12 protein-coding genes, 1 other RNA gene and 1 pseudogene are annotated in these 14,030 nt (G+C 74.0%); 7 read left to right on the forward strand and 7 right to left on the reverse strand.

Going from position 1 to position 14,030, the window contains the following annotated elements; all coding sequences use genetic code 11:
- Positions 1–24: 24 nt before the first annotated feature.
- Together ACFWAR_RS24095 and ACFWAR_RS24100 are read left to right on the forward strand one after the other, a co-directional pair.
- Entirely contained in the window at positions 25–1,323 is a 1,299-nt protein-coding gene (locus tag ACFWAR_RS24095; RefSeq protein ID WP_385780651.1) for a multidrug effflux MFS transporter, read from the forward strand.
- A gap of 9 nt (positions 1,324–1,332) precedes the next feature.
- A complete protein-coding gene (locus tag ACFWAR_RS24100) occupies positions 1,333–2,346 on the forward strand; it encodes a small ribosomal subunit Rsm22 family protein (protein ID WP_385780654.1) in 1,014 nt (337 codons plus the stop codon).
- A 7-nt stretch (positions 2,347–2,353) separates the two neighbouring features.
- Here ACFWAR_RS24100 and ddaH read toward each other — a convergent pair whose 3' ends face one another.
- Positions 2,354–3,304: a dimethylargininase gene (gene ddaH, locus ACFWAR_RS24105; protein ID WP_385780656.1), complete on the reverse strand. Its 951-nt coding sequence runs from the start codon at positions 3,302–3,304 to the stop codon at positions 2,354–2,356.
- Between the two features lie 182 nt (positions 3,305–3,486).
- Here ddaH and ACFWAR_RS24110 point away from each other — a divergent pair, with 182 nt between their 5' ends.
- Entirely contained in the window at positions 3,487–4,236 is a 750-nt protein-coding gene (locus ACFWAR_RS24110) for a bifunctional DNA primase/polymerase (protein WP_385780659.1), read from the forward strand.
- Positions 4,237–4,474: 238 nt separating this feature from the next.
- On the opposite strand, the gene yaaA is transcribed toward ACFWAR_RS24110, so the two are convergent.
- The gene (yaaA, locus tag ACFWAR_RS24115) at positions 4,475–5,275 is read right to left on the reverse strand and encodes a peroxide stress protein YaaA (protein WP_385780662.1); all 801 of its coding nucleotides are present in this window, start codon (positions 5,273–5,275) and stop codon (positions 4,475–4,477) included.
- 100 nt (positions 5,276–5,375) lie between these two features.
- On the opposite strand from yaaA, the gene ACFWAR_RS24120 reads away from it, so the two are divergent.
- Both ACFWAR_RS24120 and rnpB read left to right on the forward strand, forming a co-directional pair.
- Entirely contained in the window at positions 5,376–6,821 is a 1,446-nt protein-coding gene (locus tag ACFWAR_RS24120) for an RNB domain-containing ribonuclease (RefSeq protein WP_385780665.1), read from the forward strand.
- A 40-nt stretch (positions 6,822–6,861) separates the two neighbouring features.
- Positions 6,862–7,263, forward strand: an RNA gene (rnpB, locus tag ACFWAR_RS24125) — RNase P RNA component class A.
- A gap of 85 nt (positions 7,264–7,348) precedes the next feature.
- On the opposite strand, the gene ACFWAR_RS24130 is transcribed toward rnpB, so the two are convergent.
- From ACFWAR_RS24130 to ACFWAR_RS24145, 4 genes are all read right to left on the reverse strand, one after another.
- Positions 7,349–8,650, reverse strand: a complete 1,302-nt coding sequence (locus ACFWAR_RS24130) for a bifunctional RNase H/acid phosphatase (protein WP_385780668.1) — start codon at positions 8,648–8,650, stop codon at positions 7,349–7,351.
- Positions 8,650–9,393 carry a zinc ribbon domain-containing protein gene (locus tag ACFWAR_RS24135; RefSeq protein ID WP_385780690.1) on the reverse strand — a complete coding sequence of 248 codons (744 nt, stop codon included), beginning with the start codon at positions 9,391–9,393 and terminating at the stop codon, positions 8,650–8,652. Before ACFWAR_RS24135 ends, ACFWAR_RS24130 begins: the two co-directional genes overlap by 1 nt.
- Entirely contained in the window at positions 9,390–10,247 is an 858-nt protein-coding gene (locus ACFWAR_RS24140) for a Nif3-like dinuclear metal center hexameric protein (protein ID WP_385780671.1), read from the reverse strand. The genes ACFWAR_RS24135 and ACFWAR_RS24140 overlap by 4 nt, the downstream gene beginning before the upstream one ends.
- Before the next feature lie 67 nt (positions 10,248–10,314).
- Positions 10,315–11,352, reverse strand: a complete 1,038-nt coding sequence (locus tag ACFWAR_RS24145; protein WP_385780674.1) for an ABC transporter substrate-binding protein — start codon at positions 11,350–11,352, stop codon at positions 10,315–10,317.
- A 208-nt stretch (positions 11,353–11,560) separates the two neighbouring features.
- Between ACFWAR_RS24145 and ACFWAR_RS24150 the strand changes: the two genes are divergently transcribed.
- On the forward strand, positions 11,561–12,817 hold the full coding sequence (locus tag ACFWAR_RS24150) for a hypothetical protein (RefSeq protein WP_385780677.1): 1,257 nt from the start codon (positions 11,561–11,563) through the stop codon (positions 12,815–12,817).
- A 143-nt stretch (positions 12,818–12,960) separates the two neighbouring features.
- On the forward strand, positions 12,961–13,836 hold the full coding sequence (locus ACFWAR_RS24155) for a chitosanase (RefSeq protein ID WP_385780680.1): 876 nt from the start codon (positions 12,961–12,963) through the stop codon (positions 13,834–13,836).
- Here ACFWAR_RS24155 and ACFWAR_RS24160 read toward each other — a convergent pair.
- Positions 13,832–14,030: pseudogene (locus tag ACFWAR_RS24160) on the reverse strand (DUF1727 domain-containing protein); the annotation flags it as partial. The gene ACFWAR_RS24155 and the pseudogene ACFWAR_RS24160 overlap by 5 nt on opposite strands.

Here is a 14,030-nt window from a genome sequence, read left to right on the forward strand (position 1 = left end):
AGCGATGAGAAGACGGAGTTTCGCATGACGGAGAGAGGTCCCGCGACGGCCCCCACGCCCACCAGCGGCGCCGCGGAACCCGCGACCGCGACCGCCGCGGCCGCCCGCCGGACCGGGCTGCTCGTCACCTTCATACTCGGCGGGCTCACCGCCCTCCCGCCGCTGTCCATGGACATGTACCTGCCGGCCCTGCCCGCCGTCACGAACTCCCTCAGCAGCCCGGCCGCCACCGTCCAGCTCACCCTGACCGCCTGCCTCATCGGCATGGCCCTCGGCCAGCTGGTCATCGGGCCGATGAGCGACAAGTGGGGGCGCCGCACCCCGCTGCTGACCGGCATGGTCGTCTACGTCCTGGCCACCGCCGTCTGCGCCTTCGCCCCCACCGTCGAGCTGCTCATCGGCTTCCGCCTCGTCCAGGGCCTCGCCGGAGCGGCCGCGATCGTGATCGCGCGGGCCGCCGTGCGCGACCTGTACGACGGCGTCGAGATGGCCAAGTTCTTCTCCACCCTGATGCTCATATCCGGCGCCGCCCCCATCGTCGCGCCGCTCGTCGGCGGCCAGGTGCTGCGCTTCGCCGACTGGCGCGGGGTCTTCCTCGTCCTGACCGGCGTCGGCGTCGTGCTCACCGCCCTGGTCTGGCGCGGCCTCGGCGAGACCCTGCCGCCGGAGCGCCGCCAGACCGGCGGCGTCGGCGCGGCCCTGTCCACCATGCGCGGGCTGCTCGCCGACCGGGTCTTCGCGGGCTACACCCTGGCGGGCGGCTTCGCCTTCGCCGTCCTCTTCTCCTACATCTCCGCCTCGCCCTTCGTGATCCAGGAGATCTACGGCGCCTCCGCGCAGGAGTTCAGCCTGCTCTTCGGCCTCAACTCCGTCGGCCTGATCATCGTCGGCCAGATCAACGGCAAGCTGCTCGTGGGCCGGGTCAGCCTGGACAAGGCGCTCGCCGTGGGCCTGGCGATCATCACGGCCGCCTCCGTGGCGCTGCTGGTGATGTCCAGCGGGGTCTTCGGCAAGGCCGGGCTCCTCCCGGTCGCCGCCGCCCTCTTCGTCCTCATGTCCGCGATGGGCCTGCTGCTGCCCAACACCAACGCGCAGGCCCTGATGCGCACCCCGCACGCCGCGGGCTCCGCCTCCGCCCTGCTGGGCACCTCCTCCTTCCTCGTCGGCGCGATCGCCTCGCCGCTGGTCGGGATCGCCGGCGAGCACACGGCGGTGCCGATGGCCGTCGTCCAGCTGGTGTGCTCGCTGCTGTCGGTCGCCTGCTTCCTGGGCATGTGCCGCCCCTGGCGGGCGCGGGAACCCCTGGCCCCGTCGGCGCCGTAAACTCAGCGGGTGAACCCCTCTGTACCCACTTCCGCCGACACCCTCCGCGCCGCGCTCGGCGGGCTGCTCGACGGACTCCCGCCGAAGCAGGCCGCGGCCGCGGTCGAGCGGCTGATCGCCAATTACCGCGGCCAGACCCCGACGAACGCCCCGGTCCTGCGCGACCGCTCCGACGTCGCGGCGTACGCGGCGTACCGGATGCCCGCGACCTTCGAGGCGGTACGGGCCGCCCTGGACGCCCTCGCGGTCGCGGCCCCGGACTGGGCGCCCGCCTCGCACGTGGACGTCGGCGGCGGTACGGGGGCGGCGACCTGGGCCGTGGACGCCACCTGGGAAGGGCCTCGGCGGACCACCGTCCTCGACTGGGCCGAGCCCGCGCTGACCCTGGGCCGGGAGCTGGCCCTCGCCTCCTCCTCCGAGGTGCTGCGCGCCGCCGAGTGGCGGCGCGCGGTGATCGGCGCGGGGCTGGAGCTGCCCGCGGCCGACCTGGTGACCGTGTCGTACGTACTGGGCGAGCTGACCCCCGAGGCGCGCGGCGCCGTCGTCGCAGAGGCGGCCCGGGCGGCGCGGACCGTGGTGGTCATCGAGCCGGGCACGCCCGACGGGTACCTGCGCGTACGGGAGGCCCGCGACCTGCTGATCGCGGCCGGGCTGCGGATCGCCGCGCCCTGCCCGCACGACGGCACCTGCCCGATCGCGGTCGGCGAGGACTGGTGCCACTTCTCGGCCCGGGTCAGCCGCTCCTCCCTGCACCGACAGGTCAAGGGCGGTTCGCTCGCCTACGAGGACGAGAAGTTCAGCTACGTCGCCGCGACGCGCGAGCCGGTCGCCCCCGCCGCCTCGCGGATCACCCGCAGGCCGCAGATCCGCAAGGGCCTCGTCCTGCTGGACCTGTGCGGACCGGCGGCCGGTGACGCGCCGGGCCTGTCCCGGGCCACCGTGACCAAGCGCCACGGTGACCTGTACAAGGCGGCGCGGGACGCCGACTGGGGCCAGGAATGGCCGCCGGTCCCCACGGACTAGCCCCCGGCTAGCCCGCCACCTCCCCCTGCGCCGGGCGCAGCTCCTGGGTGCAGCACTTCACGCTGCCGCCGCCCTTGAGCAGTTCGGTCAGGTCCATCGGGACCGGTTCGAAGCCCCGCGCGCGCAGCGGGGCCACCAGGCCCGCCGCCGCCTGCGGGAGCAGGACGTGGCGGCCGTCGGAGACCGCGTTGAGCCCGAGGGCCGCCGCGTCCTGCCCGGACGCGAGCAGGGCGTCGGGGAAGAGGCGGCGCAGGACCGAGCGGCTGCCCGGCGAGAAGGCCTCCGGGTAGTACATGACCTCGTCGCCGTCCAGGACGCTGAGCGCGGTGTCCAGGTGGTAGTAGCGCGGGTCGACCAGGTCGAGGCCGATCACCGGGCGGCCGAAGAACTCCTGGGCCTCGTCGTGGGAGAGCGGACTGGAGCGGAAGCCCCGGCCCGCCAGGACGTAGGAGCGGGTGACCGCGAAGTCCCCCTCGCCCTCGTTGATGTGGGACGGCTCGTGCACCTCCGTGAAACCGTTCCCCCGGAACCAGTCCAAGTGGGCCTCGGCCTCGGCGGCGCGCTCCGGGTACGCGAAGCGGGCCCCGAGGACGCGGCCGTCGATGACGGTCGCGCCGTTCGCCGCGAAGACCATGTCGGGCAGGCCGGGTTGCGGCGCGAGCGTCTCGACGGTGTGGCCGAGGGAGCGGTAACGGTCCCTCAGGTCTTCCCATTGGGCGAGGGCGAGGGGCAGGTCGACCGGTTTCGTGGGATCCATCCACGGGTTGATCGAATACGTGACCTTGAAGTGCGCGGGTGGGCACATCAGGTAACGCCGGGGTGTGGCGTCTCTGCGCAAAGAAAGCTCCTCACGACGGACGTGGGCCGGGTGTGAAGAGAATCGTCTCTCCTCCGGCGCGGCGGCGCAGTGAACCGATGGGGTGGTTTCTGGCCGCGACGGCGTGGTGGCGAAAGTCACCGACGGGGACCTGGGCGCGAACGGCCGAGAAACCTTGGCTGAAATATGCGGTTCTGTAGGGGTACTTGACGGATCCGCGCCCCCTGCCCGGAGGCCCCCGGTTGGGGAGAGCGGTCACCCGGGGCGCAGGATGGTGGGACCATGGTGGGATCTGCCGGGGTAACGGTGAGGTGAGGGGATAGATGGGGTCAGGGTCCGACCGCGTCACGCGCGGTCCGCAGAGCAGGATTTCCCAATGGCTGCGCCGCCGGTCCAAACCGGCTGCCGAGGACTCGGGGCGCGAGCGTGAAGCGCTGCTCCTGGCCGTCGCCGCCGCGGGCCTGCCGCTGTCCCCCGCCGCACATCCCGCCGGCTACCGATGTTCGTGCGACCGCATCGGCTGTCCCACGCCCGCGCGGCACCCGATCTCCTTCGCCTGGCAGACGCAGTCGACCACCGACCGCGCGCAGGTCGAGCGGTGGGCCCGCAACCAGCCCGAGGCGAACTTCATCACCGCGACCGGCATGGTCCACGACGTCCTGGACGTCCCGCTGGAGGCCGGGCTCAGCGCGCTGGAGCGGCTGTTGGCCGCCGGTGTCGAGGTGGGGCCGGTCGCCGAGTCCGGCGGTACGGGCGACCACGCGCGGATGCTCTTCTTCACCGCGACGCGGGGTACGCCGGAGGACGAGGACGAGTGGTGGCCGTGCGAGCTGGACTGCCATCCCGAGACCATGGACGAGCACCCCGGGCTGCGGTGGCACTGCCGCGGCAGCTACGTCCTCGTCCCCCCGGCCGTCCTCCCCGGTGACCTCGCGGTCAGCTGGATCCGCGGCATGGAGCACGGGCTCCCGGACCCGCTCACCCTCCTGGAGACCCTGACCGACGCCTGCGCCCAGTACGCGGGCACCACCCCCCACACCCCCCAAGCCGTAGCCTGGCCCCTGGGCCGCTGACCCCACCCGGGCCCGGTCCTCAAACGCCGGACGCGCTGAAATCGCCGGACCGATCCGGCCCCGCCCATCCAGCCTCGCCGGCGTTTGAGGCGCGGGGTCCGGGGCGGAGCCCCGGCGGTCGGCCCGCACCCGAAGTCCTTCGCCCGCCCCACCGCCTCCCGGGCTCCGCCCGGACCCGGTCCTCAAACGCCGGACGGGCTGACATGCCCAGCCCCGCCGGCGATTGAGGCGCGGGGGGTCAGTGGATCTGGGTGACGATCACGTCGAGGGACCAAGGGCGGCCCGGCTTCGCGGGCGGCTCTGCCTCCACCGTGAAGCCGAGGTCCCGCAGGGCCGTGACGAGCTCGCCCGGCCCCACCGGCACCGCCGAAGCCAGCAGCAGGTCACGGACCAGCCGCCCCTTGGTGGCCTTGTTGAAGTGGCTCACCACGGACCGCTTCTCCACCCCGTCCACCACCTGCGAGTGCAGCACCCGCACCGTCGCCGTCCGCCCCGCCACCTCCCCCTTCGGCTTCCACGCCGCCCCGTACGCCGCCGACCGCAGGTCCAGGACCAGCCCGTCCCCCGCCGCCTCCGGCATCACCGACGCCATCGGGGTGCGCCAGTACGCCCCCAGCGCCCCCAGCCCCGGCAGCTTGACGCCCATCGAGCAGCGGTAGGAGGGGATCCGGTCCGTCACCCGGACCGCGCCCCACAGCCCGGAGAAGACCAGCAGCGAGCGGTCCGCCAGCTCCCGCGCCCCCGGCGTCAGATCGGCCAGCCCGAGGGCGTCGTAGAGCACCCCGGTGTAGATCTCCCCGGCCGGTCGCGCGACGGCCCCGCGCAGGCCCGCGTTCTTCGCGACCTCCCCGCGCAGCCCCTCGCTGAGCCCGAGCACCTCGCGCGCCTTGTCCTCGTCGGCCGCGCACAGCTCGACCAGTTCCTCCAGCACCGCCGCTCGGGCGGCGGCCAGCCCCGGCAGGGAGAGTTCCTCCGCCTTCAGGGGCGCGCCGGAGCCGCCGGCGGCCTTTCCTTCGGACGGCGGCAGCAGCACGAGCACGGTGGTTCTCCTTCGATGCGGTACGAGCAGGGGTGCGGCCCCACCGCCACAGTAGTCGGCTCGCCGCGCCGCCCCGCCGCACCGGCCATAGGCTCGGTCCATGCCACGCCGTCACCTGCACATCACCGGCGCCGACGGGGCCGCGCTGTCGGCCGCGCTGCGCGACCTGCGGACACGGCTGGGCGTGCCCCAGGACTTTCCCCCGGCCGTACGGGCCGAGGCCGAGGAGGCCGCCCGGGCGCCCCGGCTGCCCGAGCTGGACGCCACCGGGATCCCGCTGTTCACCATCGACCCGCCGACCTCCGTCGACCTGGACCAGGCGATGCACCTGGCCCGGCGCCCGGGCGGCGGCTTCCGGGTGCACTACGCCATCGCGGACGTGGCCGCCTTCGTCACCCCGGACGGCGCCCTGGACGCCGAGGCGCACCGCCGCGTGACGACCCTGTACTTCCCCGACGGGAAGGTCCCGCTGCATCCGCCGGTGCTCTCGGAGGGCGCGGCCAGCCTGCTGCCGGACCAGGACCGCCCGGCCCTGCTGTGGCGGCTCGACCTGGACGCGGACGGCCGGGTGGTGGGCACCGACGTCCGCCGCGCGCTCGTACGGAGCCGGGCCAAGCTGGACTACGAGGGCGTCCAGCGGGCCATCGACGCCGGCACCGCCGAGGAGCCCCTGGCCCTGCTGCGGGACATCGGGACGCTGCGCGAGGCGCTGGAGACCGAGCGCGGCGGGATCTCGCTGAACGTGCCCGAGCAGGAGGTCGTCGAGCGCGACGGCCGCTACACGCTGGCCTACCGGGCCCCGCTGCCCGCGGACGGCTGGAACGCCCAGATCTCCCTGATGACGGGCATGGCGGCCGCGGACCTGATGCTCGCGGCGGGCACCGGCATCCTGCGCACCCTGCCCTCGGCCCCCGACGGCGCGGTCGGCCGGCTGCGCCGCACCGCGCGGGCGCTGCGCATCGACTGGCCGCACCACGTGCCGTACGCGCAGCTGGTCCGTTCCCTGGACCCGCACCGCCCGGCGCACGCGGCGTTCCTCCAGGAGTGCACGGCCCTGCTGCGCGGGGCCGGGTACACCGCCTTCACCGGCGGCGAGGTCCCCTCCCCGGCGCTGCACGCGGCGGTCGCGGCGCCGTACGCGCACTGCACGGCCCCGCTGCGGCGGCTCGTCGACCGCTACAGCGGCGAGCTGTGCCTGGCCGCGGTGGCGGGCACGGCTGCGCCCGCGTGGGCGGTGGAGGCGCTGGCGGCCCTGCCGAAGGAGATGGCGGACGGCACCCGGCTGGCCAACGCGGTGGAGCGGGGTTCGGTGGACCTGGTGGAGGCGGCGCTGCTCAAGGACCACGTGGGCGAGACCTTCGAGGCCACGGTGATCGACGTCAAGGACCACGAGCCGAAGGTGGGCACGGTCCACCTGGAGGAACCGGCGGTGGTGGGCCGGGTCGAGTCCGCCGCGGCCCCGCTCCCGCTGGGGTCGCGGATCCGGGTCACGCTGACCTCGGCGGACCCCTCGGGCGCGACGGGCGTCCTGTTCACGGTGGCCTAGTCCGGCCCCGGCGGCCGGGTAGCATGGGCGCAGCGCAGAACGACACAGGCGGGCGGCCGCGTCGGGGTCTTCGGATCCCGCCGAGGAACGTCCGGGCTCCACAGGGCAGGGTGGTGGCTAACGGCCACCCGGGGTGACCCGCGGGACAGTGCCACAGAAAACAGACCGCCCGGGACTCCGGTCCCGGGTAAGGGTGAAACGGTGGTGTAAGAGACCACCAGCGCCTGAGGTGACTCAGGCGGCTAGGTAAACCCCACCCGGAGCAAGGTCAAGAGGAGTCGTCTCCGGACGGCTCTGCGCGGACGTTCGAGGGCTGCCCGCCCGAGTCCGCGGGTAGACCGCACGAGACCGGCGGCAACGCCGGTCCTAGATGGATGGCCGTCTCCCCGGCGATCGCGAGATCACCGGGCGACAGAACCCGGCGTACAGCCTGTGTCGGTCTGCGCGCCTGACGAAGAACGGCTCCGGCCCGCACTGAAGAGTGCGGGCCGGAGCCGTTTGCGGGTCTCGTACCCGGGGTCGCGCACCTACCGCAGGTGCGAGGTGTCGTTCAGCAGCCGCAGCGAGGCGTTGCCGTCGGCGTAGTAGGCGACCGCCGAGAGCGAGGCCGCGGACAGTTCCATCCGGAACAGGGATTCCGGCGGGGCCCCCAGCGCGAGCCGGACCAGGGTCTTGACCGGGGTCACGTGCGTGACCAGCAGGGCCGTGCGGCCCGCGTGCGCGGCCAGCAGCCGGTCGCGGGTGGCGGCGACCCGGCGGGTGACGGCGGCGAAGCTCTCGCCGCCGCCGGTGGGGGCCGCCTTCGCGGACTTGAGCCAGGCGTCGAGGTCGTCCGGGTAGCGCTCCCGCACCTCGCCGAAGGTGAGGCCCTCCCAGGCGCCGAAGTCCGTCTCGCGCAGCCCTTCTTCGACCGTGACGGGCAGGGCGAGCCGGTCGGCGACGGCCTGCGCGGTCTCGCGGCAGCGACGCAGCGGGGAGCTGACGATCGCCTGCACGGTGCCGCGGGCGGCGAGTGCGGCGGCCACGGCCTCGGCCTGGCGGCGCCCGGCCGCGGAGAGCTCGGGGTCGCTGCCGCCGCTCCCGGAGAAGCGCTTCTGCGGGGTGAGGGCGGTCTCGCCGTGCCGCAGCAGCACGAAGGTGGCGGGCGTCCCGAGGTCGGGCGCCCCCCAGCCGGGCGTGCTCGCGGCCGGAGCCTGCTCCCGCGCGGCCTGCGGTTCCGGGGCGGGCGCCTGCGCGAACAGGGTGTCCGCCTCGGCGGGCAGCGCGACGGGGGCGATACGGGTCCCCGCGAGCGCGGCGCGGGCCGCGGCGAGGCCCGCCGCGGCGTCACCGGGCGGACCCGACGGCGGCGGGGTGGCCAGCGCCCGGGCCGCGCCGCGGTCGAGGGCGGCCGAGGAGGCGGACGGCTCCCACTGGCGGCCCCGCTTGCCCGCGTCCATCGCCTCGTTGGCGAGCCGGTCGGCGTGCTTGTTCCGCTCGCGCGGGATCCACTCGTAGGTGACCTGGGCGCGCGGCAGGATCCGCGCCGCCTCGGCCGCCAGCGGCTTCATGTCCGGGTGCTTGATCTTCCAGCGGCCGGACATCTGCTCGACGACGAGCTTGGAGTCCATCCGCACCAGCACCGTGGCGTCGGGGAACAGCTCGCGGACCGCCGTGAGGCCCGCCACCAGGCCCTTGTACTCGGCCACGTTGTTGGTGGCGACGCCGATGAACTCGGCCCGCTCGGCGAGGGTCTCCCCCGTCGTCGGGTCGAGGACCACCGCGCCGTAGCCGGCGGGCCCCGGGTTGCCCCGGGAGCCGCCGTCCGCCTCGACGACCACGCGCGGCATCAGATGCCCGAGTCCGCCGTACGGACCAGGATGCGGCCGCAGTTCTCGTGCCGGACGACCTCGTCGCGGGCCGCGCTCTTGATCTCGTTGACCTCGGCCATGTCGAGCTCCAGGCGGCAGCCCTCGCAGCGGCGCTGGTACAGCTTGGCCGCGCCGACGCCGTTCTGCTTGGCCCGGATCTTCTCGTACAGGGCGATGAGCGGCGCCGGGATCGAGGCGACGATCAGCTCGCGGTCCTTGGCGACCTTCGCGGTGTCCGCGTCGAAGGCGGCGAGGGCGGCGTCGCGGCGCACGGTGGCGTCGTCGGCCTTGCCCTGGAGTTCGGTGACGCGCCCGGTCAGGCCGGCGACGCGCTCGGCGGCGGCCTCGCGGCGCTCCATGACGTCGAGGACGACGTCCTCCAGGTCGCCCTGGCGCTTGGCGAGGGAGACCAGCTCGCTCTGCAGGTTCGCCAGGTCACGGGCGGAGACGCCCACGCCGGAGTCCAGGCGGGCCTGGTCGCGCACCGCGCGGGTGCGGACCTGGTCCACGTCCTGCTCGGCCTTGACCTGCTCGCGGGCGGCGTCGCTCTCCTGCGTCTGCGCGGCGACGAGGAGGTCGCGCTGCTGTGTCAGGTCGCTGGTCAGGGACTCCAGCTCCAGGTGCTCGGGCAGCGAGGTGCGCTTGTGGTCGAGCTGGGACAGCCGCACGTCCAGGGCCTGGACGTCGAGAAGTCGGATCTGGTCGGCGGGCTCGGCGTTCAGTTGGGGGCTCCAGGGAGAGAAGGGGCGGAAACGGACGGCGCGTGCGCCGTCCAGGGGTCGGTGACCGTGCGCGAGACGTGGGTACGCAGACCCCAGCCGTGGCGCTCGGAGATCGCGTCGAGCTGCGCTGCGGCCTGCTCGCACCAGGGCCACTCGGTGGCCCAGTGGGCGGCGTCGACGAGGGCGAGCGGGGACCGCTCGCGCGCCTCGGACACCGGGTGGTGGCGCAGGTCGGCGGTGAGGAAGGCGTCCACGCCGGCCGCCCGCACCTGGTCGAAGAGGCTGTCGCCGGAGCCGCCGCTGACGGCCACGGTGCGGATCAGCGCGTCCGGGTCGCCGGCGGCGCGGATGCCCTGCGCGGTGTGCGGGAGCCGGGCGGCGGCCCGCGCGGCGAACTCGCGCAGGGTCTCGGGGTGGTCGAGCGCGCAGATCCGGCCCAGGCCGCGGCGGCCCTCGGGGTCGGTGGGGTCGGGCACGAGCGGCCCGGTGACGCGCAGGTCCAGCGCGCCCGCGAGGGCGTCGGAGACCCCGGGGTCGGCGCTGTCGGCGTTGGTGTGGGCGACGTGCAGCGCGATGTCGTTCTTGATCAGCGTGTGCACGACGCGGCCCTTGAAGGTGCCCGCCTCGACGGTGGTGGTGCCGCGCAGGTAGAGCGGGTGGTGGGTGACGATCAGGTCGGCGCCCAGCTTCACCGCCTCGTCGACGATGTCCTGCACCGGGTCGACCGCGAACAGGACCCGGGAGACCTCGGCGTCGGGGTCGCCGCAGACGGTTCCGACGGCGTCCCACTGCTCGGCCTGCGAGGGGGGCCAGAGAGCGTCCAGCGCGGCGATGACTTCAGAGAGACGGGGCACGGGCCAAGGCTACCGTCCGTGGCGCACCCCCCGCCGACCAGCGGGGGGTGCCCCGGGGCGGCGGGTGTTACTTGCCGAGGAAGGTCCGCAGGTCGTCGAGGACCTTGTCGGCGGCGGTCACGCCGAGACCGAGGTACCAGGTCTCGTCCGGTACGTCCTTGGCCTGGCCCTTCTTGACCGCGTCCAGGTTCTTCCAGAGCGGGTTGTCCTCGGCGGAGTCCCGCTTGGTCTTGTCCTTGGCGCCGTAGACGCCGGTGAAGATCCAGTCGGCGGCGGCCTCGTCCATGCGCTCGGGGCTGACCTCCACGGCCAGCTCCTCGACCTGCTGGTTCTTCGGGCGCGGGATGCCGGTGTCCTTGAGGATCGTGCCGATGAAGGAGGCCCCGGCGTACAGGCGGGTCTTGCCCGGCATGTAGCGCAGCATGGTGACGGTCGGCTTGTGCTCGCCGAGGTCGTCGCCGAGCTTCTTCGCCTTGGCCTGGTAGGCGTCGAGCTTGGCCTTGGCCTCGGCGGTCTTGTCCAGCGCGGCCGCGTTCAGGAGGTAGTTCTCCTTCCACGGGAAGCCCGGGCGGATGGAGAAGACGGTCGGGGCGATCTTCGACAGGGCCGCGTACTTGTCGGCGGAGCGCAGCTGGCTGCCGAGGATCAGGTCGGGCTTGAGGGCGTTGATCGCCTCCAGGTTGAGGCTGTTGATGGTGCCCACCGACTTGGGGGTGCCCGCGTCGTTCTTGAGGTAGCCGGGGATGCCCTCGTCGCCCTCGGTGGGCGCGTAGCCGACGGGCTGGAGGCCGAGCGAGACGACGTTGTCGAGTTCGCCGACGTCCAGGACCACGACCCGCTGGGGGGCGGCCTTGAGTTCGGTGGCGCCCATCGCGTGGTTGATGGTGCGCGGGAACTGTCCGGCCGCGGCGGTGGTCCCGAAGGCCGCGGTCTTCTTCGCGGCGTCGGAGAAGTCCTTGCCCCCCTGCGCGACGGCCTTCTTGTCGCCGCCCGAGGCCGGGGCGTCCTTGCCCGCCTTGTCGTCCTGGCCGCCGCAGGCGGTGAGGACGAGCGTGGCTGCGGTGGCGAGGGCGACGGCGGCCGCGCCGCGGCGTCGGAAGGACATGTCACAACTCCTGGGGGTGGGGGCGGAGACGGGGCGAGGGCCCCGGTTAGGTATACCTAACCCTAAACGCCCCGATATCGCTCAGCACAATCGTCTCCCCCACCACAGCCGAACCGCCGGGCGGCCACCCGTACGTGTGAAGCGGGCTGGGTCGTACCGCTCGGCAGGGAGTACGAAAACTAGCTTCCTCACCGGAGGTGACGCACAGATGACTGCCTGTGCTGTTGAGGAGCCGGTGACACGAGCCGCGGCGGAGGCCGCCACCGAGGGCGCGGCCGGGGCCGCCGCGGTGCCCGAAGGACCGGCGGACGACGGGCCGACGGCCAAGGAGGGGGACGCCGCACCGGCCGTGCCGACCAGGCCCGCCGGGCCCCCGCGCCCGGCGTTCGTCGTCGCGGCGGACGGGTCGTACGCCGCCCGACTGGCCGGCGAGGGGCAGGCCCGCTACCCCGAGCGGTGGACCCTGGACGGGCCCGAGCCGTACGCCGTCCCGCTCCCGCTGGAGCAGCCCGAGGAGGCCGACAGCGAGGTCCTCCCGCTGGCCGACGGGCGGGTGCTGATCCACCGCCGGGTCGCCGGGCACCACGCGTTCTCCCTGCTCTACCCCACCGGCACGCACGGCGGCCCGCACACCGGTCCGCGCACCGGGCAACTGCCGCTGGGCGCCCTGGAGTGCGGGCGCCTGACCCTGCTGCCGCCCGCGCCGGACGGGCGCAGCGCCTACGCCCTGGCCGTCGGCGAGCGCTCCACGACGGTGTGGCAGGTGGCCGGCGGCAGCTTCGGGCCCGAGTGGGTCGCCGAGGTGCCCGGGAACTGCTCGGGGGGCGTCTGGCTGGACCGGGAGGGGCGGTTGCTGGCCCTGGACCGGGAGCGGGACGGGCGCACCAAGGCCGTCGTGGTGGACCTGGGGCGGGGCGGCGAGGTCTCGCCGCTGCTCCAGATCACCGAGGCCAGCGACGACCACCTGCTGCTGGCCGACCCGGACAGCGGGCTGCTGCTGATCCGCTCGGACGCGCCGTCGCCGGGCGAGGGGGCCCGGTTGGGCTGGGGGGTGCTGGGCAGTTCGCGGCCGGTGCGCTTCCCGGAGTGCCTGCGGGCCGAGGGGGCGACGGCGGTGCCGTTCGCGGTGCAGCCCGGGCAGATGCTGATGCCGGAGAGCTGTGCGGTGGCGCTGCGGATCGACGAGCCGGGCCCGGGGGCCGCCGCGGGCGCCGCCGGGATCGCGCTGTGGCGCCCGGCGGACCGGTACGTCTTCCGGCTCGGGGCGCCCACCGGATGGGTCGGCACCGGGCTGTGGTCGCGCGAGGGCCGCCTGCGGCTGCCGTACGCGACCGGGGCCGTGCCGTGCGGCGTCGTGAGCCTGGCTCTGCCGCAGGGCCCGCCGCCGCCGCTGCGGCTCGATCCCGAGCCGGCGCCCGCCGCCGCGCAGCGGCCCGTACCGCTCCAGCAGGCGCCCCTGCGGTAGGCATCGCCGCGGTAGGAGTCGTTCCAGTAAGCCCCGTTGACCCACCGTCACACCGTGCCGGAGGGGTGTTCGACGCGCCCGTTTATATGATAGGTAAGTTTCCTAACATAAGCGGAGCGCACCAACTCCCCCCTGGAGGCGTCGTGTTCACCCCTCATTTCCGCACCATTAACGCGCGTCGCACGAGGCTGGCCGTCGGGGCCCTCCTCGGCGCGGCCGTCCTCGCCGTCCCGGTCGCGGCCCACGCCACGCCCGCCACCTCCCCCGCGGCCGCCGCCCCCCTCTCGGCAGCCGCGTTCGGCGCCAAGGCGACCGGCCTGGACGACCCGGCGAAGAAGGACGTCGCCATGCAGATCGTGTCCAGCGCGGAGAACTCCTCGCTGGACTGGAAGGCGCAGTACAAGTACATCGAGGACATAGACGACGACCGCGGCTACACCGCCGGGATCATCGGCTTCTGTTCCGGCACCGGCGACATGCTCGACCTCGTCGAGTACTACACGAGCGTCAAGCCGGACAACGTCCTCGCCAAGTACCTCCCCGCCCTGCGCAAGGTCAACGGCACCCCCTCGCACAAGGGCCTCGACCCGAACTTCACCAAGGACTGGGCCAAGGCCGCGGGCGACTCCGCCTTCAAGCAGGCCCAGGACCACGAGCGGGACCGGGTGTACTTCAACCCGGCCGTGAACCAGGGCAAGGCCGACGGGGTCGGCGCGCTCGGCCAGTTCGCGTACTACGACGCCATCGTGATGCACGGCGACGGCACCGACTCCACCAGCTTCCGCAACATCCGCAAGCGCGCCCTGTCCAAGGCCAAGCCCCCGGCGCAGGGCGGCAACGAGACCACCTGGCTGAACGCCTTCCTCGACGCCCGCGTCTGGGCGATGAAGCAGGAGGAGGCGCACAGCGACACGAGCCGCGTCGACACCGCCCAGCGGGTCTGGCTCAAGAAGGGCAACCTCGCCCTGAACACCCCGCTGGACTGGAAGGTCTACGGGGACTCGTACCACATCGGCTGATCCCGGCCGGAACGCGCGCGGCGCCGGGGGCGTTGGAGACCACCGGGCCGCTGGCCCGCAGTGCCTCGGCGATCAGCCGGGTCGTGGTGGTCTTGCCGTTGGTGGCGGACACGAGGACGACGTCCAGGTGCTGCGCGAGCCGTCCCAGCAGGTCGGGGTCGAGCTTGAGTGCCACCCGGCCACCGATCACCGAT

This window comes from Streptomyces sp. NPDC059917 (assembly GCF_042730635.1).
In the GTDB taxonomy this organism is placed as follows: Bacteria; Actinomycetota; Actinomycetes; order Streptomycetales; family Streptomycetaceae; genus Streptomyces.